Below are 23,431 nucleotides of genomic sequence, written 5' to 3'. Positions count from 1 at the left end.
TGTATTTATATTAAAGATTAAGGTTATATGCTAATTTTATAAAATAGGATCGTCCGTAAGCGAGCATTACTTCGCCCGGCCCTGCATGACCGGCGGCATTGCCTGTTCCTGTTCGAGTTACATTGGTTACATCAAGAATGTTTCTGGCACCAACGGTCACTTCGAAATGATCTTTGAAAAAATTTTGACGAATAGAAGCATCAAGCCAGTTACTCGGATCGACTTCAGACAAAATATAGGAGGAAGCTCCCGCAATATATTGCTGCGTTTTGCCATTATATTTATAGTATGCTGACATTATCGTTTTCCATTTTGGAAGTGTATATGAAAAACTTGCATTTAAATTAAGAGAGTAAAGAAATTTATCATCTGAAGTAAAGACAAGATTTTCAATTTTCTGTGAAATTCCAATTAAAGCAGCTCCAAAATTAAAAGTAAAATTGTCTTTTCTCAATTGATTCATGGTTGAGAAATTCCACATTTTATATTTACTAATGTTGATATATTGATATTCCGGATTTCCTGTATCGGGATTAAATCGTATCAAAGCCATTCCGATTCGGTCATCCACATTTAAATAACTTCCGGCAAATGTGTTTGAAAGTTGTAATCCTGAAGAAAACAAAGTCATTTTCTTAAGACTCATTTCATATGAAGTACTTGTTTCAGGAATTAAATTTTCATTTCCTGTAAAAAAGTGTCCGTCAAAAATTTGTTTCGAGTATAATTCATCAAAAGTTGGCGTTCTGAAAGAATTTCCATAAGAACCACGAAGTTCAATTCCTTTATCAAATAAATATCTTAATCCTAAAGAAGAGGCATATTGATTATCAAATTGAGACTGAGCAGAAAATCTTATTCCAGGTCTTATAGAAAATTTATGAGTTGCCATAATCTCAGAAGAAGCAAAAAAATCATAGTTTTCAAGCGTTTTACGAACAGGGCTAAAAATGTTATTTGCTTCCTGAACTAAAGAATAGCCACGATTATTTACAAATTCATATCCTAATTGAAGGTCAATTGTTTTGTCTGAAAAGAAATTATTTAGAGTCCCAGTAGAATAAAGAACTTCCATAGACTGATCTTTTACTGTCACATTATTCGCTTCTGTTTTGGTAGCTAAATAATATCTAAAATCTTCTACATCTCGTTGTTGTTTTTGATGCGAAAGCGAAACATTATAATTTAATTGTGAAAATAATTTTCCGGTAGCATTTAAATTGTGGAAATATCTGTTGGTAAAATATCTACTATCCTCACTATAACGATAAGACCCCAACGTACTATTATAACCAGACTGTACGGTGCTATTGTAATAATCTACATCTTCATCTAAAAATTCGAATTTATAAAAGAAACGAAAATTACTCTTTTGATAAGCAATTGTTACTGTCCCGTTTAACTGTTCTTTTGGAAGCCATCTGTAACCACGAGTACCGTCATTTTCAGCATAATCTTTTCCGTTTTTATCATCTAAATAACCCTGAAAATCATTACGATTGATTCCGGCAGATACATACCAATGATCATTGAATGTATGCGTAACCCTGAAAGACTGAATATGGCGTCCTTCATCAAAAAGAGCATATTCATTATTAACCGTTTCCTCCTGAACATAAGCTGTAATTCCCCACTTATATTTTGAATTTTTCTTCGTAATGATATTTAAAACACCGCTTACCGCATTGGCTCCGTAGCTCACTCCCATTGAACCTTCTACAATTTCGATATGATCTACATCATTAAGATTGATTTGAGACAAGTCTATATTATTACCTAAACCTGCTTCATTTATCAAAGGAACATTATCAACTAAAATTTTAAAATATTGTGCATCTAAACCAAATAGCGAAACTGTAGAGCGGCCGCTTGTTCCACTCGGCGTAACGGTAATATTTAAATATTGATTTAAAACATCAGATAAATTATTTGCAGCTAAATTTTGAATATCCTGATTTGAAATAACACGAACATTAAAAACTGATTTTTTTATGGATTGAGGTTCAAACTGTCCGGTGACAACAACCTCTGAAAGCTTATTTACAGCTGTGGTATCTTTCTTCTGCGCAAAAGAAATTTGACAAACAAGAAACAGTACAAAAAGGGTAATTTTAATTTTCATTATTTTTATTAAGTCTTAATAATGCCGCAAATATATGACTATTTTTAATTGTTCTAAATAAAATTTATATATTTGCAAAAAATTTTTAAAACAAAACAATAAGTTATGATTACAAAAAGCCTCTTCTTTTCGGCCGTAACGGCTTTGACTTGTACTCTTGGTTTCAGCCAGGATAAAAAACAACAAGACATCAAATCAATTAAATCAATGTGTGGTTGTTACGAAGTGAAATTTAATTTTACTGAAACTTTTCAATATCCAAAAGATACTCTTACTTACAAACCATCTGAGACTAAACATGAGTCTGCTTTGGAATGGGTTGAATTATTGGAAGACACACCAAACAAAATTGTGATGCAGCATTTACTAATCGTAAGTGATGATATGATCATCAAACACTGGAGACAAGATTGGCTTTTTGAAAACACAGACTTATATTCATTCAATAAAGGAACATCCTGGAAATACAAAAAACTAGATAAGAAAGCTGTTAAAGGACAGTGGACTCAAAAAGTATATCAGGTAGATGATAGTCCAAGATACGAAGGATCATCAACCTGGGTACATGTTGACGGACAAGATTACTGGGCTAACGTTGCTGACGCTCCTCTACCAAGAAGAGAGCAAACAAAACGTAATGATTATAATGTTTTAAAAAGAAGAAACATTCATGAAATCACGGCTACAGGATGGAATCATGAGCAAGACAATGACAAATTAGTTAGAGATGACAGCGGAAAAGATGTATTGTTAGCTCAGGAAAAAGGATTTGATGTTTACACCAAAGTTCCGGATATTAAATGTCTTGCTGCTCAAAAATGGTGGAAAGAAAACAATACTCTTTGGAAAAACGTTCGCGACAAATGGCAAACACTGTTTGAAAGACACCAGGACTTAAACTTAGAAGCTAAAGTGGATAGAAAAGCGTTGTATTCTCTTTTGTTTGATTTAAAACCAGACGCTTCAAAAGCAGAAACAGACAAAATTATCGACAAGTTCGTAAAATAAAAATGGGGTTTGTGTTAGTTGTAAAAAAGCCGATAGTTTTAATGCTATCGGCTTTTTTTATTATTGTTATTTCGAATGAATTCGAAACTTATTCTTTTTACATTCTCTCCGGAACTTCAATTCCCAATAATGTAAATGCTGACTTTATAACTTCGCCCACTTTTTGAGAAAGCTGTACTCTGAAAATCTTTTTAGTTAAATCAACTTCTCCTAAAATATGCACGGATTGATAGAATGAATTGTATTCTTTTACCAAATCATACGTATAATTTGCGATCAAAGCCGGACTATGATTTTGGGCAGCATTTTGAATTACCTCAGGGAAAAGCTCGATTTGTTTTACCAATTCTTTTTCTTTTTCATGAAGCTCTTCAGTATTTGTTTTTGCTGAAAAATCGAAATCGGCTTTACGGATTATCGATTGAATTCTCGCATATGTATATTGAATAAACGGACCTGTATTTCCGGCGAAATCAACAGATTCTTCCGGGTTAAATAAAATACGTTTTTTAGGATCTACTTTTAAAATGTAGTATTTCAAAGCTCCAAGACCAATTGTTTTGTACAACTTCGCTTTTTCTTCTGCAGAATAACTATCCAGTTTTCCTAAGTCTTCAGAAATTTGTTTTGCTGTATCGGTCATATCTTGCATCAAATCATCAGCATCTACAACAGTTCCTTCACGGCTTTTCATTTTACCCGAAGGCAAATCAACCATTCCGTATGATAAATGATATAGACTTGAAGCCCAATCAAAACCTAATTTTTTCAGAATTAAGAATAAAACTTTAAAGTGATAATCCTGCTCGTTTCCAACTGTATAAACCATTCCTCCAACATCTGGCATATCTTTTACACGTTGAATCGCAGTTCCAATATCTTGTGTCATATAAACGGCAGTTCCGTCAGAACGCAATACGATTTTACGATCCAGGCCTTCATCTGTCAAATCAATCCAAACTGAACCATCAGGATCTTTTTCAAAAACACCTTTATCCAATCCAACCTGAACGACATCTTTTCCTAATAAATAGGTATTACTTTCGTAGTAATATTTATCAAAATTAACGCCCAAATTAGAATATGTAGTAGCAAAACCTTCATAAACCCATTCGTTCATTTTTTTCCAAAGCTCAATAACTTTTTCATCACCAGCTTCCCATTTCTTCAGCATATCTTGCGCTTCAACAATAATAGGCGCTTGTTTTTTTGCTTCTTCTTCCGTTTTTCCGGTTTCGATTAATTGGTTAATTTCTGCTTTGTAAGCTTTATCAAACTCCACATAATATTTACCAACCAATTTATCTCCTTTTAAATTCGAACTTTCAGGTGTTTCTCCATTTCCGAATTTCTCCCAGGCCAACATCGATTTACAGATATGAATTCCACGATCGTTGATGATTTGTGTTTTATATACTTTTTTACCAGAAGCCTTAATAATTTCTGCTACAGAATATCCTAACAAATTGTTACGAACGTGACCTAAGTGCAAAGGTTTATTGGTATTTGGAGAAGAATATTCAACCATTATAGCTTTATCTTCCAAATTTGGCGTTACATAGCCAAACTTTGTATTGTCTTTTATTTCATTAAAGAAATTCAAATAATAACTATCTCCAATTACAATGTTCAGAAAACCTGAAACCACATTAAAGCGGGCAACCTCAGAAACATTTTCAACTAAATAATTTCCGATTTTATTTCCAAGTTCTGCAGGATTGCTTTTGATCACTTTCAGTAATGGAAAAATTACCATTGTAATATCGCCTTCAAACTCTTTTCGAGTGGTTTGAAATTCGATTTTATCAACAGTAACATCAAATAATGCTTGTATTGCTTTTTGTATAGAAGGTGTAAGAATTTGTGATAATGACATGTAAACTTATTTTAAAGTGAGCAAAGATACTGCTTATTCATCAATTACAGAAAATGAAAAACATATAAAATTGAATAAAACACGTAGAATTTCTTAAAAAGCATTTGGTTTTTAATGTTAAAATTATCAAAAAATTAAAACGCTAATCTCCTATAAAACAGTACTCATAAAATAAAAAAGATATTTTTTTGATTTTTTTCTGTAACATATCCACAATAAAAGAGTCTTAATAGGAACTTTGAATTCATTTAAAGCCAAAAAAATCTAACAAAAACAAAAAACAAAAAACAATCATCATCAATCAAATCAAAATAATCAACTAGTACTATTATGAAATTAAAATTCTTTCTGTTCGCATTACTAGGAGTAATCGCAACAGCTCAGGCCCAAAACACGGGAACAGTGTCGGGAAAAGTCTCCGAAAAATCAAATAACGCGCCAATTTCTTATGCAACAGTTTCTATCAAAGACAATGGAAAAGTAGTTTCGGGAGTTAATACAGATGACAATGGGGACTTTACAATTAAAAATTTAGCTCTAAAAAGTTATACTATCGAAATTCAATACATTGGATTTAGAAAATATATTGGTTCTGTAATTTTAAGCGACAATAAAAAAACGGCAACTGTAAATGTTTCTCTTGAAGAGGAAGCTACTCAGTTGAAAGGTGTAAATATTGTAGCTGAACGTTCGACAATGGAACAAAAAATTGACCGAAAAGTAATCACTGTCGGAAAAGATTTAACAACTGCCGGGGCGTCTGCATCTGATATTATGAGCAACATTCCATCAGTAAACGTAGATCAGGACGGAAAACTTTCACTTCGTGGAAACGACAATGTACGTGTATTAATTGACGGAAGACCATCAAATATTGATCCTGCGCAATTGTTAAAACAAATCCCATCGACTTCTATCAAAAAAATTGAGTTGATCACAAATCCGAGTGCGAAATACAATCCGGAAGGAATGTCTGGAATCATCAACATTATTTTACACAAAAACGCTAACACTGGTTTCAACGGAAGCTATAGTGGTGGTATTACTTTTGGAGAAACTGCAAAATACAATCAATCATTAGATTTGAATTATAAAACCGGAAAAGTAAATTTCTTTGGAAATGTGGGACAAAATTTTGGTACTTATCAAAATGAAGGTCATATCATACGATTAGATCAACCGGTAAATCAAAATTTAGACATTTCAAATGATAATGATAATTACCTGTACAAAGTTGGTATGGATTATTTAATCAATGATCACAATACTTTGTCTTTTTATACCAACCAAAATAAATCAACCGGAACTGGAATTGTTCTAACAGATATTGATTATAACAACGGTGATCCAAACATTTTGAACATCTATCAAAATTCAAGATATCATGGTCCAAGCAAAACCGGAACTTATAACTTAGCGTACAAACATATCTTTAAAAAAGAAGGACATACTTTAGATTTTGAAGGAAACTATAGTGATACTAAAGTAACTCAAAATGCAAGTTTCGACACGAAAACAACAAGACCTGACAATACAACGAATGATATCGTTTACAGTGATTTTATTGGTGATAAAAGAAAATTAAGCACAATCAATGTTGATTACGTAAATCCATTAAACGACAAAACAACTCTTGAAGCTGGTGCTGAGGCGAGAATAACAAGATCAAATAATAATTATAACACTGGCAATCCTTTAGTTGCTACTGAAGATCAGGTTTCTAACTATACTTACGATACTGACATCTACTCAGCTTACGTAACTTTTGGTCAGAAATTCAAAAAATTCAGTTACCAGTTAGGAACTCGTTTTGAGAGTTATAAAGTTGCTGCGAATTTAAATTATGGCAAGGACAAATTCGATGATGATTATATCACTTTATATCCATCAGCTTATTTAACGTACAACCTGAATGAGAAAAATGTATTGCAATTAAGCTACAGCCGTCGTGTTGACCGCCCAAGTTTAGAGCAGACAAAACCTATTCGTGAGTTTTCTACCCCGTTAGTAACATCATATGGAAATCCTGAGTTAAGACCTCAGTTTACAAATTCTGTGGAAATGAATTATACTAAAACTCTTGAAAAAGGAAGTATAACAGCAGGTGTTTTCGTAAGAAGCATTAATGATCAAATCAGCAGAACTTTAAGCCCTGACCCAAATGATCCCTCAGGATACAAACAAGTTTTAAGTTTCACTAATTTTGATCACAACAGCGCTTATGGTTTTGATGTTTCTCTTAACTATAAAATTGCAAAATGGTGGGATATCCAACCTTCTATTGATTTTTCAAGCATAAACCAGGAAGGTGTTGTTTTTGAATTTAATCCTGCAACAGGTACAAGTTCACCGCTTCAACGTAGTGTTACAACTTCAGCATTTAATGCTCGTATGAACTCAAACTTCAAACCTACAAAACGTTTAAGCTTTTTATTATTCGGTTTTTTCAGAGGACCAGTTAATGAAGTTCAACAAAAAAGAAATGAAATGTACAAAATGGACATTGGTTCGCGTTATACATTGTTAGACAACAAGATGAACATCAGTGTACGTTTCAATGATGTGTTCAATACCATGAAATATTCTTTTGACGGAATTTATCCTTATCCGCAAACGGGTGAGTTTACATGGGAAAGTCAAACGGTGTATGTTGGTTTAACCTACAACTTTGGTGGTGGAAAAATCAAAAGCTTACAACGTAAACAAAGAGAAGATAACACTAACAAAGGTGGTGGTGGAATGTTTTAATCCCACTTTTATTAGTAGATTTTAATAGTTCTTGTAGAAAAGAAAAGCCTGGAGTATGCCAACTCCAGGCTTTTTTATTTTATAAATTGATTATAAAAAATTTCGTAATTCTTTAATTTCTTCCGGATTTGCAGTTTCCGAATTATCTGTTATTGCAGATGAATGATAAAAAGTTGGTTCCAGTTTTTCCTGTAATAATTTAATATTAGATGATCTCAAACCACCGCCGGGCATAATTTCAATTCGTCCTTTGGCCCATTTCTGAATTTTTTCCAAATCAAATATTCCTTCTTCAACATTTATTCCCTGACCGGAAGTTAGGATGGTATTAAAGCCACAATCAATTACGTCTTTAAGAGATTTTTTGATATCTTTTACAACATCAAAAGCACGATGAAAAGTGCACGAAAGCGGATGAGCCAGATCAACTAACTCTTTATTTCTTCTTTTATTGACATTTCCATTCTCCTTTAAAATTCCAAACACAAAACCATTTACTCCGAGTTTTTTAAATTGTTTGATGTCTTGTTTCATCTCGACAAACTCATCATCTGTGTAAACAAAATTCCCACCACGAGGCCTTATAATTACATGCATTTTTATAGATAACTTTTCACGCACTCTAACCGCTAAAATTGGATTAGGTGTCGTTCCACCAAGTTGCATGTTATCACATAATTCGATTCGGTCCGCTCCATTTTCCTGGGCGATTATTGCTGATTCGTAGTTGAAACATGCTATTTCGAGTTGATTTTTTTTCATTTTGATTAAATTATATTTTCTCAAAGTTTGTCATTGCGAGGAACGAAGCAACCGCAATACTATTTAAAGGCTCAGCAAATGAGATTGCTTCGTTCCTCGCAATGACAGAAACTGCATAACAAACCACTAAATTATAAAAAAACCTGCTCTAAAATAGAGCAGGTTCTAAATATAATGCAAGATGATTAAATTACCATTTAATAATAGCACTCGCCCAAGTGAATCCACTTCCAAAAGCAGCTAAAACAACTGTATCTCCAGATTTGATTTTTCCTTGTTCCCAGGCTTCTGTTAAAGCGATCGGAATAGATGCTGCAGTTGTGTTTCCGTATTTCTGAATATTATTATGCACCTGATCATCAGATAATTTGAATTTATTCTGAATGAATTGTGAGATTCTCAAATTCGCCTGATGTGGAATCAGCATATCAATATCTGAAACCTGTAAGCCATTTGCCTCCAGTCCTTCGTTGATTACTTCTGCAAAACGAACTACTGCATTTTTAAATACAAATTGTCCGTTCATGTACGGATAATAACTTTCGTCATTCGGATCATTATCTGCTAAAATATCAGTTACCCAACGTGCTCCCATTCCTGGTGCCTGCAAAGCCAATTCCTCAGCATGTTGTCCTTCTGAATGTAAATGTGTTGATAAAATTCCTTTTGTCAAATCTTCTTCACGGCTCAAAACTGCCGCTCCTGCTCCATCTCCAAAAATTACCGACACTCCGCGTCCGCGTGTTGTCATGTCTAATCCAGTTGAATGTACCTCAGAACCAATCACCAAAATATTTTTATACATTCCGGTTTTAATATATTGATCTGCCACAGAAATTGCGTAAACAAAACCAGAACATTGATTTCTAACATCTAATGCTCCAACGGTTCTTAATCCTAAATCGCGTTGCACTAAAACTCCGGGACCTGGAAAATAGTAGTCCGGGCTTAATGTCGCGAAAACTACAAAATCAATATCTTCTTTGGCTACGCCAGAACGTTCTATTGCAATTTTAGCAGCCTTCACCCCCATTGAAGTTGTGGTATCTTCTCCACGAATAATATGTCTACGCTCCTGAATCCCGGTTCTTTCCTGAATCCATTCGTCATTGGTATCAATTAACTTAGACAAATCATCGTTGGTCACAACATTTGAAGGAACATAATAACCTAAGCCCGCTATTTTTGAATGATACATATTCTTTTATTATTTGTTAAAAAATTGGATTACAAATTTAAGTATACTTTAAAACATAAGCGTACAAATTACTATTTTTTTCGTTATTAGCAATTTAATATAGTTTAATTATATATTGGATAATGTTTTTTTATTGATTGAAAAACCAGTTTTTGCATCAAAATCATGAAAAGAATGAAAACAGAACAAATAATGTAACAATATTCAAGTACTTTAGTCAAACAATGTGAATACCATTTTTTAAACCCCTAAAATTCCAATTATGAAATTAAAGGTTACTCTATTATTATTCTTAAACATTGGCTTTTTTGCTTTTGCACAAGAAAATTTAACCTATCAAAAACCCTCTAAATCTATTTTAGATTTGGCCGATTATGAAAGGGCTCCGACAGTATCTATGGATACCAAAAAAGAATATATGTTGTTCATGTATAGAAACACATACAAAACACTGGATGACTTAAACCAGGAAGAGCTTCGTTTAGGAGGTTTGAGAATTAATCCGATAACTAATATTTCAAGTACCGTAACCTATCTGAATAATTTAAAAGTTAGAAAAGTAAACGGTAAAGAAGAGATACAAGTTGCCGGATTACCAGGCAATCCTAAAATAAGCAATATTCTTTGGTCTCCAAATGATAAAAAAATATTGTTTTCGCACACTACAGCCTCTGGTGTTGAACTTTGGGTTTTGGATGTTGCATCGGCGCAAGCCACAAAACTTACAGAAGCAACTGTTAATGCTAATTTAGGAAGTCCCTTTAGTTGGTTTTTAGACAATGAAACTATTTTGGTAAAAATGCTTCCGAAAGACAGAAAACCATTATTAGATTCCAAAAAAGATTTACCAGCCGGACCGATTATCTCAAACACATCCGGGACAAAATCTCAAAATAGAACTTATCCTGATATGTTGAAAAATCAGAATGATGAAATCAACTTTGAGAACATTACCACATCTGAATTATACAAGGTAAATCTAAATGGAACTGCAACCTTATTTAAAGATGCAGCAATGTATTTTGGCGAAAAAATTTCCCCAGACGGAAATTATATTATGCTAACTACAATTCAGAAACCATTTTCATATGTGGTTCCTTTATACAGATTCCCTTCTAAAACTATCATTTATGATGCAAGAGGAAAAGAAGTTAAAACTGTAAATGAAGTTCCTTTAAATGAAATAATCCCTAAAGGTTTCATGGCGGTTAGAAAAGGAAAACGAGAAATGGCATGGAGAACAGACAAGCCAGCAACTTTATATTATGCTGTAGCTTTAGACGAAGGAGATCCTGCTAATAAAGTTGATTTCAGAGATGAGGTTTTTCTTTGGGATGCACCTTTTACAAACGACGCTACTTCATTGGTAAAAACACCTCAGCGTTTTAGTGATATTATTTGGGGGAATGACAATATTTCAATTGTTTCTGATGAATGGTACGACACTCGTAACACCAAAACATATGTAATAAACCCGTCAAATCCTGCACAACAAGCAAAAGTAATTACAGACAGAAACTCTCAGGATGTATATTCAGATCCGGGTATTTTTGAAACTAAGAAAAACGAATACAATAAATATGTTCTAGCTATTGAGAATGACAATGCCTATCGTATAGGAGACGGTTATACCAAAGAAGGTCAATTTCCTTTTATTGATCAATTCAATTTAAAAACATATCAGTCAAAACGTATTTACACTTCTCCTTATAAAGACAAAAAAGAAGATTTACTTGAAATTGAAGATTTTAAATCCGGAAAAGTTTTAGTTCAGATTCAATCTAAGAATGAATATCCTAATTACTATTTCAGAAATATCAAAAAGCAAAACAGCCTGACACCAATAACGACTTTTAAGAATCCATTTGAAAGCATTAAAAATGTCAGCAAAGAAGTAATCAAATACAAACGTAAAGACGGCGTTGAATTATCCGGAACTTTATATTTGCCTGCAGGTTATGACAAAGTAAAAAAAGAAAAATTGCCATTATTGATCTGGGCTTATCCTGCAGAATATAAAGACAAAAACAGCGCTGGGCAATCCACTCAAAATTCAAATGAATTTACTTTTCCATATTACGGATCTTTTGTTTATTGGGTAACTAAAGGATATGTAGTCTTAGACGATGCTGCTTTTCCTATTATTGGTGAAGGAACAACAGAGCCAAATGACAATTTCATTTCTCAATTGGTCGATAATGCAGCCGCTGCAATTGATGCCGTTGATGCTTTAGGATATATCAATCGTAAAAAAGTGGCAGTTGGAGGACACTCTTATGGTGCTTTTATGACCGCGAATTTATTGACACACTCTAATCTTTTCGCTTGTGGAATTGCGCGAAGCGGTGCATACAACAGAACGCTGACTCCTTTCGGATTCCAGACTGAACAACGTAACTACTGGGAGGTTCCTGAAGTTTACAATACAATGTCGCCTTTTATGAATGCTGACAAAATGAAAACTCCAATTTTATTAGTTCACGGCGAAGCTGATAATAATCCAGGAACTTTTACTTTGCAAACCGAGCGTTATTTTCAGGCTTTAAAAGGTTTAGGAGCTAATGCAAGAATGGTAATTTTACCGAAGGAAGCACATAGCTACGTTGCCAAAGAAAACATTCTGCACTTACTTTGGGAACAAGATCAGTTTTTAGAGAAGTACTTGAAAAACTAGATTTAAATCAAAAAAAATAAACCCGACAGCTTTCAAAACTGTCGGGTTTGTTGTTTTTATAGGTAAAGAATTATCTAATTATCTAATTATCTAATTATCTAATTGACACATTTTCTAATTTAAAGATAATTCAGTCCTAAGAAAATTTCCTGTTCAAGCGGCAAGTCAATTTCACTTTCAAAAAAGATTAATTGCCTTTTATAAACCGTTTCAATCAGATAATGATTTCCTCTAAAATACGTTCTTCTGATTTTTACCGGTAATTTAGATTCCGTAAGCATTTTAAGCTGATGCGGATAAACTAATGTCTTATGCGTTTCATCTTCATAATCAAGCAATAAATGAGTTGGTATTTCATTTACTTCACCAAACAACGAAGCGACATATTTAGTTTCAGGATCTTCGTAAATTTTTGTTGGATTATCTTTTACGATAATTTCGCCATTTCTCATTACAATCGCTTCATCAGCAAACGATAATGCATCTGTGCTATCATGGGTTGCAATGATACAAGTAATTCCCTTTTGTTTTAAGTATCGGAACAAATTTCGGCGTAATGCATTTTTACGAAAGGCGTCGATTTGACTAAACGGTTCGTCAAGTAAAATCACTTCCGGCTCTAAAGCCAAAACCCGTACCAAAGCTACACGCTGTTGTTGTCCTCCACTTAAAAATTTAGCTTTTACATTAGAAAACTGCTCCATTTCTACCATCTCCAATAATTCCTGCACACGTAATTTTTTCATGTTAGCAAAACCATTAGAAAGGAATTTTCCAACATTTTCAGCTACTGTTTCAAATGGAGACAAATCAAAATCCTGTGCCAGATATTTCATGTACGGCATTCCGGGAATCAAATTGTATTTTGGACCTAAGATTGGTTTTTCATTATAAAAAATCTTGCCTTCGTCTAAATCATATAAACCGTACATTAACTTAAGAAGCGTACTTTTTCCGCAGCCACTCTCGCCAATAATAGCAATATTTTCACCTTTGTTTATAGTAAAAGAAACGTCTTTAATAACGGGTTTATCGGTATACGAGAAAGAAATATTCTGAATGTCGAGCATGGGTTGTATTTGAAAGTCCAAATTTACAATGTTTAAATCCTAAAGTCAAAAAAAAAGCTGCTTCAATTAAGAAACAGCTTTTAAAATTTTTTATTGTATCGAAACTATTTTCCAGCTTCAGATTTAGCATCATTTACCATTTTGTCATTTGCTGTAATAGCAAACTCAACACGACGGTTTTGAGCTCTTCCATCAGCAGTATCATTTGTTGCAATTGGATCAGCGATTCCTAAACCAGACGTTTTAAAACGGCTTGATTTTAATCCTTTTGAAACTAAGTATGCTTGTACAGAAGCTGCTCTTTGTCCTGAAAGAGTCAGGTTATATTCTGGTTTTCCTGTATTATCAGTATATCCAAAAATTTGAATATCAGTATCACCATATTCACTAAATACAGGGATCAATTTATCTAAATTAGCTTTTGCCTGAGTAGTTAAAGTTGATTTGTTAGTATCAAAACGAACTGCATTTTCGTTCAAAGTCAGGTGAATTCCTTCTCCTACTCTTTCAACGTCAGCACCAGGTAAAGCCTGATCGATTTCACGAGCTTGTTTATCCATTTTGTTCCCAATAAGTGCTCCGGTTCCACCACCAACGGCAGCACCAATAGCAGCACCTAAAGCAGCGTTTCCGCCTTTTCCTAAATTATTTCCTAAAATACCACCAATAAGTCCACCGGCAACTACTCCAATTCCTGCTCCTTTTTGTGTGTTATTTGCATTTTTAACTGAATCGCAGCTTGCAAAAAAACTAACTAATACAAGTAAACTACTCAACCCTAAAACTGTTATCTTTTTCATGTGTATATATTTTAATATTAATTGGCTCTTTGAAATTGGTAAGTAACATCTTTAGTTTGTCCACCTACATTAATGTTGTCGATTAATTGAAATGAATTATCACTCAAACCTGCAACTTTTAGTAAATATCCTTCTTTGATATTTTTTGATTTTGTTCCCGGATTGACAATTTTTAATACAAAAAGACCCTGGTTATTGATACTCCATACAATTGGAGAAGTAAATGCAGTACAGCTTGGTGCTGTTAATGTCATTGTACCTTTGTTATTATTCGAAATAAAATTCCATGTACTACCAATAAAACATTTAGAATCGGCAAGATCAAAAGAATTCACTTTAATATAATCAGAACCCGGATAAGAGACATTGGTAAGAACCCAATTTCCTTTGATAGCTACTTGAGTCGATTTGTCAAGTTTAGTTGAAAGCGTTGTTGCTTCTGTAGAAGCGGTTGTAGACGAAGCTGATTTACACGCGAATACCATCGTGGCGATCATGCACATGAAAATGATTTTCTTCATTTGGACATTTTTTAAGTTAATACTTACACCTTTAACAATTAGTGTACCACAAATATACGATTCATTGAAATATTAACAGTTCCAAAATCTAATTATTTTCTTTCAAAATTAACACTTGCGACATTTTGTCATTCAAAAAACAATTGGTATTCTATTTGAAGGAATGAGAATCATCACATTAAACTAAAAAATTAAAAAATATGACAACAGGTAAAATTAATGTTTCAGTAGAAAACATCTTTCCTTTAATCAAAAAGTTCTTGTATAGCGACCACGAAATTTTCTTGCGTGAGCTTGTTTCAAACGGAACCGATGCTACTTTAAAATTAAAACACCTTATTAGCATTGGCGAAGCTAAAGTTGAATACGGAAATCCGGTTATCGAAATTAAAGTAGATAAAGAAGGAAAAAAAATCCACATTACTGATCAGGGTTTAGGTATGACTGCTGATGAAGTAGAAAAATACATCAACCAGGTTGCTTTTTCAGGAGCTGAAGAATTCCTTGACAAATACAAAGATTCTGCTAAAGATTCTGGAATTATTGGTCACTTTGGTCTTGGTTTTTATTCTGCCTTTATGGTTGCAGAAAAAGTAGAAATCATTACTAAATCATACAAAGATGAACCAGCTGCGCACTGGACTTGTGACGGTAGCCCTGAATTTACTTTAGAGCCAGCTGACAAAACTTCACGTGGTACAGAAATCATTCTTCATATTGCTGAAGATTCTCTTGAATTTTTAGAAGATTCTAAAATTGCTGGTTTATTAAATAAGTATAACAAATTTATGCCAGTGCCGATTAAATTCGGAACAAAAACAGAAACACTTCCAAAACCGGAAGATGCACCTGAGGATTACGTAAATGAAACTATTGAAGTTGATAATATCATCAACAATCCAAACCCGGCTTGGACAAAACAACCATCTGAGTTATCTGAGGAAGATTATAAAAACTTCTACAGAGAGTTGTATCCAATGCAGTTTGAAGAACCGTTATTCAACATTCATTTAAATGTAGATTATCCTTTCAACTTAACTGGAATTTTGTATTTCCCAAAATTGGGTACAGATATGCAAATCCAGAAAGATAAAATTCAATTGTACCAAAACCAGGTTTACGTTACTGATAACGTAGAAGGAATTGTACCAGAATTTTTGACGATGTTAAAAGGTGTAATCGATTCTCCGGATATTCCTTTGAACGTTTCCCGTTCAGGTTTACAGGCTGATGGTGCAGTAAAGAAAATCTCAAACTACATTACTCGTAAAGTTGCTGATAAACTAAAAGCTTTATTCAATGAAAATCGTGCTGATTTTGAAGCAAAATGGAACGATATTAAAATTGTTTTAGAGTACGGAATGCTTTCTGAAGACAAATTCTACGAAAAAGCTGGTGCGTTTGTATTGTACCCAACTGTAGATGATACTTATTTTACCTTAGAAGAATTAAAAGAGAAATTAAAAGAAAACCAAACAGATAAAGACGGAAAATTGGTAGTTCTTTATGCCGGAAATAAAGATGCTCAACACTCTTATATTGAAACAGCAAAAGAAAAAGGATATGAAGTATTACTTTTAGATTCTCCTATTATCTCGCACTTAATTCAAAAAATTGAAGGCGATAATAAAGATGTAACTTTCGTTCGTGTGGATTCTGACCATATTGATAACTTAATCAAAAAAGATGAAAACACGATTTCTAAGTTATCTGATGAAGAAAAAGAAACACTTAAAACTTCATTAGAAGCTTACATTCCAAAAGCATATTCTGTTCAATTAGAAGCTATGGACAGTCAGGCTGCTCCATTCATTATCACGCAACCGGAATTTATGCGTAGAATGAAAGAAATGAGCCAATCAGGCGGTGGCGGAATGTTCGGAATGGGCAATATGCCGGAAATGTACAATTTAGTAGTAAACACTAATTCTGATTTGGCTACAAGCATTTTGAATACTGAAGATAAAACTCATCAGGAACACTTGGTAAAACAAGCTTTAGATTTAGCAAAATTATCGCAAAACCTTTTAAAAGGTGAAGCTTTAACTGCTTTTGTAAAAAGAAGTTTCGAAATGATTAAATAAGGTTTTTACAAAAAAAATACTTTTTAAAATCCTGTGGGTCTGACTCACAGGATTTTTTTATTGTAATTCATTTTTTTTATTACATTTGAATGCCTTTTAATCTAACTTAAACAAACTACTATGAAAAAAACCGCTTTTTTACTTTTAAGTATTTGCGCTACAGCATTAATTTATGTTTCTTGTTCTAGTGACGATGTCGCCAACCAAACTGATACAACCTCTATAAGAGCCTCTGTTGTAATAGATGCAGCCAATGAAATGGATATTAATACCGCTTTACTGGTTACCAACAGCTCGCCAACAGCAAAACCAACTGAAACACCAGTTACAGGAATCTGTGCAACAGTTACAGTAGTGGGAACTACCTATCCAAAAGTATTTACAGTTGATTATGGAACAGCAGGTTGTACACAGAATCAACTTCTAAGAAAAGGGAAATTAAAAATTACACTTTCTGGACCAATTATCACTACCGGAAGCAAATTGACTATCGAAAGAATTGACTATTCTATCAACGGAATAAAACTGGAAGGAACAATTGAATACACTAACACTACAACTGTTGCTACTGTACCTCAATGGACAAGAAAAGTGACTAATGGAAAATTTACTGATCTACAGGGAAGAGTTTATACAAATTCAGGAACACATACTGTAAAACAAACGGCCGGTGTTGACACACCTTATGTTTTAGAAGACAATGTTTATGAAATGACTGAAGGAAATCATATTGTAACGACAGACGCAGGCGCAAGCTTAACGTTGACCGTTCAGGAAACATTGATTAAAAAATATTCATGTGTTTACATCTCTAAAGGAAAACTAAAAGTAGAAGGTGGATTCTTAAAAGGAGTTATTGACTACGGAAACAATGAATGTGACAGCAATTTCACTTACACACACGAAAGTGGAGTTGGTTATAACTTATCAATGTAAATCTCTCATTTTTATAAAAATACAGCAATCCCAATTTAGAAATAGATTGGGATTTATTTTTAGGAAAATTTAAAGTACGAATCATTACATTCAAACTATTTTCTTTATTTTGCACCAAAATCTAAAAACCAATGAAAAAATCAATTATTGCTTTTGTTGCAATTGCCCTATTAGCATCATGTAGTAAAAAAGAATCTGCTGACAACCTGCACATCACAGGAAATATTAAAGGATTAAAAAACGGAACTTTATATATTCAAAGAATTGTTGACACATCGCTTGTTGCAATAGACAGTATCAAAATCGATGGGAACTCAGCTTTTGAGCGCGATATCAAACTAGAATCTCCAGAAATGCTTTATTTATTCCTTGATCGTGGAGTAACAAACTCAATGGACAACAATATTCTATTCTTTGCAGAACCTGGAAACATCAATATCGAGACCAACTTAGATAATTTTATTTACGGTGCCAAAATCACCGGATCTAAAAATCAGGAATTATACGAAGAATACAAAAAGATCAATTCTCGTTTTAATGATGAAAACCTGGCGATGGTAGAGCCAAGATTTAAAGCAATCAAAAGCCAAGATCAAAAAGCAATTGACAGTCTTGATGCAAAACAACAATCTAACATCAAAAGAAAATACTTATACGCTACAAACTTTGCTATTAACCATAAAGATTACGAAATAGCGCCTTATATCGCTTTAGCTGAAATTTATGATATCAACGTTAAGTTTCTTGATACCATTCAAAAGTCAATGACTCCAAAAGTAGCAAAATCACTTTACGGAAAAAAGTTAACCAAATATGTTGCTGATATTAAAAAGCAAGAACAAAAATAATTTCATCATAAAAAAGTCCTGAATATTTCAGGGCTTTTTTATGATGGAAATCCCAAATTCCAATTACAGATATTGCACTTCTGTGAAGATTGGAATTTGGGATTTTAATTTTGGAATTTTACTAAGAGTTTGAAACAAAAAAACCACCACTAAAAAGTGATGGTTTTATGTTGAGCCGGCGGAGGGACTCGAACCCACGACCTGCTGATTACAAATCAGCTGCTCTAGCCAACTGAGCTACGCTGGCGACTCATTACGGGTGCAAATATAAAACGGTTTTTCGTTTTACCAAAATAAATTTGCAATTAAATCTAAATAAAAAACCATCACTAAAAGTGATGGTTTTATGTTGAGCCGGCGGAGGGACTCGAACCCACGACCTGCTGATTACAAATCAGCTGCTCTAGCCAACTGAGCTACGCTGGCGACTCATTACGGGTGCAAATATAAAGCGGTTTTTCGTTTTACCAAAATAAATTTGCACTTTTTTATACTTTTTTTTGCTTACAATTCGTTGATTTTAGCAATCAATTGATTAGCAGTTTCTTCCAATTCAACATTGATTTGTTTGAAATGCGCTTTTTTGTTTTCAACGTTCTTTGCGTTCACTTTTGTGATCAAAGTATCGAAAGCAGCAATAGCCTGATCGATCAAAGCATTCGTTTCTGGAGTAGGATTTCCTGTAGTAGACATTTCAAATAAGTAAATTGCCTCAATAATATCTCCTAATACGAAGTTGATGTCTTTCTTTAAATTTTTAACGTTTGCCATTTTTATTTTTATTTTAATTTGCGTCTGCAAAAGTACATATAATCTTTAGATTTAGCCCTATGAAATGTAAATTTCTAAAATTGAAGCTTTTCCGTTCAAAATAAATGCATTTATCTCAGCCGGAACCAAAACGGTATCTCCTTTTATATAAGTTTGTTTGAAGCCATCAAATTCAATTTCGAAACTTCCTTCAATACACATATAAACAGTAAATGTTTCTCCAGATTTAGAAACTTCCAATTTATTTTCTAACGGAATAAAATTGGTCGTGAAATAAGGGCAATCCACAACTGTATTTGAAGTATTGACTTTTGTTTCATATTTCTTCTGCGTGTATACTTCATTATAATTGATAGCATCAAGCGCTAGATCTACGTGCAGTTCTCTTTTATTTCCCTGTGCATCTACACGATCAAAATCATATAAACGATACGTAATATCAGAAGTCTGCTGAATTTCGGCCACAACTAATCCGGCACCAATTGCATGAACTGTTCCCGTTTCTAAAAAGAAAACATCTCCGGCTTTTGCTTTTACATCATCCAATATCGAAACCAATGAATTATCATGTAAATGTTGTAAGTATTCTTCTTTACTTGAATCTTCCTTAAAACCAACAATGATTCTCGAATCGGCGTCAGCCTGCATAACGTACCACATTTCAGTTTTACCAAATGAGTTATGACGCTCTTTTGCTAATTTGTCATTTGGATGAACCTGAATCGAAAGGTCTTCACGAGCATCTAAATATTTAAAAAGTAATGGAAACTGTTTTCCGAAACGTTTATAAACTGCTGTTCCTAAGATTTCATTTGGTGTGTCATCAATAAGATCCATCAATGATTTTCCTTTTAAAGCTCCATTTGAAACAACACTCACATCGCCTTCAACAGTTGATAGTTCCCAGCTTTCACCGGTAATTTTAGAAACTATTGGTTTATTCAGAATTGTTTTTAATTTTTCTCCGCCCCAGATTCTGTCTTTTAAAATGGGTTCGAATTGTAAAGGGTATAAGTTTGGCTTCATTTTTTTGGCTAATATCTTTATTAAATTGCTATTGAACTAATACTAATTCTTTAATTTATAATACTAATTCTCTAATTGTTTCTAAGGCTTTCTCAATATGTCTGACTGCATTCATACTATCAAAAATATAAATCACAACGCCATTTCTGTCTATAATATAAGTTACTCTTCCTGGCAAAAGACCAAATAAATTATTTCGAACTCCAAAAAGTTGTCTCAGTCTTTTATCAGGATCTGATAACAATATAAAAGGCAATTCATGTTTCTTGGCAAATTTATGATGTGATTTCACGCTATCACTACTAATCCCGATTACCTCAGCACCTAAATCCTTAAAATCTTCGTACTGATCCCGAAAGCTGCAGGCTTCAGTAGTACAACCGGGAGTATTATCTTTTGGATAAAAATAAATCACAAGCGGTTTTCGACCCAAAAAACTTTTGCTTTCAAAAACTTCTCCATGACTATCTTTTGCAGTAAAATTCGGAACTATATCTCCTGTTTTTAATGACATTTATTATTCTCCTTTATAAGTTACAAAATTGCGATCCGTTTCATTCAGGACGATTTCTAAATCAAAATCGGGCTGAATTCTTTTTCTAATTTTATTCCATATCACAACGGCAATATTTTCAGCTGTTGGATTCAAATCCTGAAATTCCGGAACATCCAGATTCAGGTTTTTGTGATCAAACGGAATTTCTACTTCTTCCAGTATAATATCCGCTAATACTTTCACATCTAAAACAAAACCAGTTTCCGGGTCAATTTTTCCTGTAACACTCACTGTTAAACCATAATTATGACCATGAAAATTGGCATTATTACATTTTCCAAAAACAGCATTGTTTTTCTCAAATGTCCAATCTTTCCTGTGCAATCGATGTGCAGCATTAAAATGTGCTTTTCTTGATATGGTTACTTTCATTTGGGTTATGGTTAGTCTTGTTAAATTTTATGGTCTTCCAAATAATGATAAAATTCATCAAAAATTATTTTGAACCAAACGGTATAAATTTCGGGCTGTTTTTCAATATCTTCTTTAATATCTTCAATTTTCATCCATTTCCAATCTTCCACTTCATCATGATTAATGGCAGGGCTTTCATTAAAATACCCAATCATAACGTGATCAAGTTCATGCTCTGTTAAGCCGTTATCAAAAGGAGCTTTGTATATAAAATGGAAAAGTTCTTTCAATTCCGTTTTAAAACCCATTTCTTCAAATAATCTTCGGCTTCCTGCTTCGATGTTCGTTTCACCTTCACGCTGATGACTGCAACAGGTGTTTGTCCAGAGTAAAGGAGAATGGTATTTTTGATGAGCACGTTGTTGTAACATTACTTCGTTTTTACTATTTAAAATAAAAACAGAAAATGCACGGTGCAAAAGTGCTTTTTCATGCGCTTCCAGTTTTGGCATTAAGCCAATTTGTTCATCATTTTGATTGACTAATATTACGTTTTCTTCTATCATATGGCGTTTTGTACAAAACAAAAATACGAAAAAAGAAATGGCTTGAAAATCCTGAAAAAGATTGTGAAAAGTTTAACGAGCCTTCATTTTCACAAGTATTTAATATTCAAAACTTTAAAAACAGTTATTTATTTAAAATCGTTTAAAATTAAGCTTAAAAAACTATATGCATTGCTTTTACGTAAATAAAAAAAAGTTAAAACATACTTAAAAAAACCTCAATTGTAAATTAGACGATATTTTGGAACTAACTCTCGTCGTACCTTTGGTTTACAAAATTAAAGCCTCACAAAAATCATGAAAACAAGAACTCAATTTTTCAGCCTTTGCTTTTTAATTCCGCTTTTTATTTTGCAGGCATGTGGCCAATCAACAAAAAAGCAAAACACAAAAACTATTGTTATGGAAAACAAAATCAATAAACCCGGAAATCCATATTATTCTAACACAGATACAAACACCCTACATGTTAACAACGCAGAATGGAAAAAAGTATTACCGGATGATGTTTACGCAGTAATGCGCGAGGCAGACACCGAAAGACCTTTTACAGGAAAATACTGGAACACCGATGAAAAAGGAACCTACTATTGCGCTTCGTGCGGAAACAAGCTTTTTAGATCCGGAGCCAAATTTGCAAGCAGCTGCGGCTGGCCAAGCTTTTTTGAACAGGACAATAAAAAAAGCGTTGTATACAAAGAAGATAATTCACTTGGAATGGAAAGAATCGAAGCTCTTTGCGGACGTTGTGGCGGGCATTTAGGGCATTTATTTGATGACGGTCCTGAACCAACCGGAAAACGCTACTGTATGAATTCAATTGCCCTTGACTTTATTCCTGATAATAAATAACACTAAAATGAAAAATACGATTTTAATTTGCCTTTTTGCTTTATCCTTAAACGGATTTGCACAAAATAAAAAGCCTTCAAACCTTGAAACGATTACGCTTGGCGGCGGGTGTTACTGGTGCGTTGAGGCGGTTTATGAAAATTTAGACGGAGTAAAATCTGTTGTTTCTGGTTTCTCCGGAGGAAATGTTGCCGATCCTACTTATGAAGAGGTTTGCACTGGTGAAACAGGACATGCTGAAGTTGTTCAGATTACCTATGACAAAAACGTAACGGATATTAATGAAATTTTCAAGGTTTTCTTTACGGTTCACGATCCAACAACTTTAAACCGACAAGGTGCAGATGTTGGAACACAATATCGTTCTGTGATTTTTTATAAAAACGACGAACAAAGAAAGGCTGCGCAAAGTATTATTGCCGAACTCAACAAAGCAAAAGTTTATAGCAACCCGATTGTGACAAAAGTAGAACCGTTTAAAAAGTTCTATAAAGCAGAAGACTATCATCAGAATTATTATGCAAACAACAAAAACCAGCCGTATTGCAGAATGGTGATTCAGCCTAAAATAGATAAATTCGAAAAAGTATTTAAAGACAAACTCAAAAAGAAATAAAATCATATAAAAAAAGGGAAATGAGTTAACTCATTTCCCTTTT

20 protein-coding genes and 2 tRNA genes are annotated in these 23,431 nt (G+C 33.4%); 8 read left to right on the top strand and 14 right to left on the bottom strand.

Features of this window, described 5'->3' with window-relative positions; genetic code table 11:
• Positions 1–10 precede the first annotated feature (10 nt).
• Entirely contained in the window at positions 11–2,122 is a 2,112-nt protein-coding gene (locus tag AC6CH4_RS09010; RefSeq protein ID WP_498102177.1) for a TonB-dependent receptor plug domain-containing protein, read from the bottom strand.
• Between the two features lie 105 nt (positions 2,123–2,227).
• On the opposite strand from AC6CH4_RS09010, the gene AC6CH4_RS09005 reads away from it, so the two are divergent.
• The gene (locus tag AC6CH4_RS09005) at positions 2,228–3,130 is read left to right on the top strand and encodes a DUF6607 family protein (protein WP_498102175.1); all 903 of its coding nucleotides are present in this window, start codon (positions 2,228–2,230) and stop codon (positions 3,128–3,130) included.
• A 97-nt stretch (positions 3,131–3,227) separates the two neighbouring features.
• Here AC6CH4_RS09005 and argS read toward each other — a convergent pair whose 3' ends face one another.
• Positions 3,228–5,006, bottom strand: coding sequence for an arginine--tRNA ligase (gene argS, locus AC6CH4_RS09000; RefSeq protein WP_498102173.1), 1,779 nt, complete (start codon positions 5,004–5,006; stop codon positions 3,228–3,230).
• A gap of 330 nt (positions 5,007–5,336) precedes the next feature.
• On the opposite strand from argS, the gene AC6CH4_RS08995 reads away from it, so the two are divergent.
• Positions 5,337–7,754, top strand: coding sequence for a TonB-dependent receptor (locus AC6CH4_RS08995; protein ID WP_498102171.1), 2,418 nt, complete (start codon positions 5,337–5,339; stop codon positions 7,752–7,754).
• A 90-nt stretch (positions 7,755–7,844) separates the two neighbouring features.
• On the opposite strand, the gene AC6CH4_RS08990 is transcribed toward AC6CH4_RS08995, so the two are convergent.
• Positions 7,845–8,516: a copper homeostasis protein CutC gene (locus AC6CH4_RS08990; RefSeq protein WP_498102169.1), complete on the bottom strand. Its 672-nt coding sequence runs from the start codon at positions 8,514–8,516 to the stop codon at positions 7,845–7,847.
• A gap of 190 nt (positions 8,517–8,706) precedes the next feature.
• Positions 8,707–9,714: a 3-oxoacyl-ACP synthase III family protein gene (locus AC6CH4_RS08985; RefSeq protein WP_042565974.1), complete on the bottom strand. Its 1,008-nt coding sequence runs from the start codon at positions 9,712–9,714 to the stop codon at positions 8,707–8,709.
• 262 nt (positions 9,715–9,976) lie between these two features.
• Here AC6CH4_RS08985 and AC6CH4_RS08980 point away from each other — a divergent pair, with 262 nt between their 5' ends.
• Complete coding sequence (locus tag AC6CH4_RS08980) at positions 9,977–12,388, top strand: S9 family peptidase (protein ID WP_498102167.1); 2,412 nt, start codon at positions 9,977–9,979, stop codon at positions 12,386–12,388.
• A gap of 119 nt (positions 12,389–12,507) precedes the next feature.
• Here AC6CH4_RS08980 and AC6CH4_RS08975 read toward each other — a convergent pair whose 3' ends face one another.
• The 3 genes from AC6CH4_RS08975 to AC6CH4_RS08965 all read right to left on the bottom strand — a co-directional run bounded on the left by AC6CH4_RS08975 (position 12,508) and on the right by AC6CH4_RS08965 (position 14,779).
• Positions 12,508–13,458: an ABC transporter ATP-binding protein gene (locus AC6CH4_RS08975; RefSeq protein ID WP_498102342.1), complete on the bottom strand. Its 951-nt coding sequence runs from the start codon at positions 13,456–13,458 to the stop codon at positions 12,508–12,510.
• 104 nt (positions 13,459–13,562) lie between these two features.
• Positions 13,563–14,258, bottom strand: coding sequence for a YiaD family glycine zipper/OmpA-like lipoprotein (locus AC6CH4_RS08970; RefSeq protein WP_498102165.1), 696 nt, complete (start codon positions 14,256–14,258; stop codon positions 13,563–13,565).
• Between the two features lie 17 nt (positions 14,259–14,275).
• Positions 14,276–14,779, bottom strand: a complete 504-nt coding sequence (locus AC6CH4_RS08965; protein ID WP_498102163.1) for a lipocalin family protein — start codon at positions 14,777–14,779, stop codon at positions 14,276–14,278.
• A gap of 200 nt (positions 14,780–14,979) precedes the next feature.
• On the opposite strand from AC6CH4_RS08965, the gene htpG reads away from it, so the two are divergent.
• The 3 genes from htpG (at position 14,980) to AC6CH4_RS08950 (ending at position 18,647) form a co-directional block, all read left to right on the top strand.
• A complete protein-coding gene (gene htpG / locus AC6CH4_RS08960; RefSeq protein ID WP_498102161.1) occupies positions 14,980–16,863 on the top strand; it encodes a molecular chaperone HtpG in 1,884 nt (627 codons plus the stop codon).
• Between the two features lie 120 nt (positions 16,864–16,983).
• A complete protein-coding gene (locus AC6CH4_RS08955) occupies positions 16,984–17,799 on the top strand; it encodes a hypothetical protein (protein WP_498102159.1) in 816 nt (271 codons plus the stop codon).
• Positions 17,800–17,930: 131 nt separating this feature from the next.
• Positions 17,931–18,647, top strand: a complete 717-nt coding sequence (locus AC6CH4_RS08950) for a DUF4369 domain-containing protein (RefSeq protein ID WP_498102157.1) — start codon at positions 17,931–17,933, stop codon at positions 18,645–18,647.
• 173 nt (positions 18,648–18,820) lie between these two features.
• Here AC6CH4_RS08950 and AC6CH4_RS08945 read toward each other — a convergent pair.
• From AC6CH4_RS08945 to idi, 7 genes are all read right to left on the bottom strand, one after another.
• Positions 18,821–18,894 (bottom strand) — tRNA-Thr (locus AC6CH4_RS08945).
• A 105-nt stretch (positions 18,895–18,999) separates the two neighbouring features.
• Positions 19,000–19,073 (bottom strand) — tRNA-Thr (locus AC6CH4_RS08940).
• 78 nt (positions 19,074–19,151) lie between these two features.
• Positions 19,152–19,418, bottom strand: a complete 267-nt coding sequence (locus AC6CH4_RS08935; protein WP_026982865.1) for a hypothetical protein — start codon at positions 19,416–19,418, stop codon at positions 19,152–19,154.
• Positions 19,419–19,475: 57 nt separating this feature from the next.
• Positions 19,476–20,444, bottom strand: a complete 969-nt coding sequence (locus AC6CH4_RS08930; RefSeq protein WP_498102155.1) for a type I phosphomannose isomerase catalytic subunit — start codon at positions 20,442–20,444, stop codon at positions 19,476–19,478.
• Positions 20,445–20,499: 55 nt separating this feature from the next.
• Positions 20,500–20,958: a peroxiredoxin gene (locus AC6CH4_RS08925; RefSeq protein ID WP_498102153.1), complete on the bottom strand. Its 459-nt coding sequence runs from the start codon at positions 20,956–20,958 to the stop codon at positions 20,500–20,502.
• Positions 20,959–20,961: 3 nt separating this feature from the next.
• Positions 20,962–21,372 carry a 6-carboxytetrahydropterin synthase gene (locus tag AC6CH4_RS08920; RefSeq protein ID WP_192187175.1) on the bottom strand — a complete coding sequence of 137 codons (411 nt, stop codon included), beginning with the start codon at positions 21,370–21,372 and terminating at the stop codon, positions 20,962–20,964.
• A gap of 20 nt (positions 21,373–21,392) precedes the next feature.
• On the bottom strand, positions 21,393–21,920 hold the full coding sequence (idi, locus tag AC6CH4_RS08915) for an isopentenyl-diphosphate Delta-isomerase (protein ID WP_192187174.1): 528 nt from the start codon (positions 21,918–21,920) through the stop codon (positions 21,393–21,395).
• Between the two features lie 297 nt (positions 21,921–22,217).
• On the opposite strand from idi, the gene msrB reads away from it, so the two are divergent.
• On the top strand, positions 22,218–22,772 hold the full coding sequence (gene msrB, locus AC6CH4_RS08910; RefSeq protein ID WP_498102151.1) for a peptide-methionine (R)-S-oxide reductase MsrB: 555 nt from the start codon (positions 22,218–22,220) through the stop codon (positions 22,770–22,772).
• A gap of 7 nt (positions 22,773–22,779) precedes the next feature.
• A complete protein-coding gene (msrA, locus tag AC6CH4_RS08905; protein WP_498102149.1) occupies positions 22,780–23,388 on the top strand; it encodes a peptide-methionine (S)-S-oxide reductase MsrA in 609 nt (202 codons plus the stop codon).
• The last annotated feature ends 43 nt before the right edge of the window (positions 23,389–23,431 follow it).

The organism is Flavobacterium sp. GQ95, from assembly GCF_059758655.1.
This window is presented reverse-complemented; position numbering and strand designations above follow the sequence as displayed.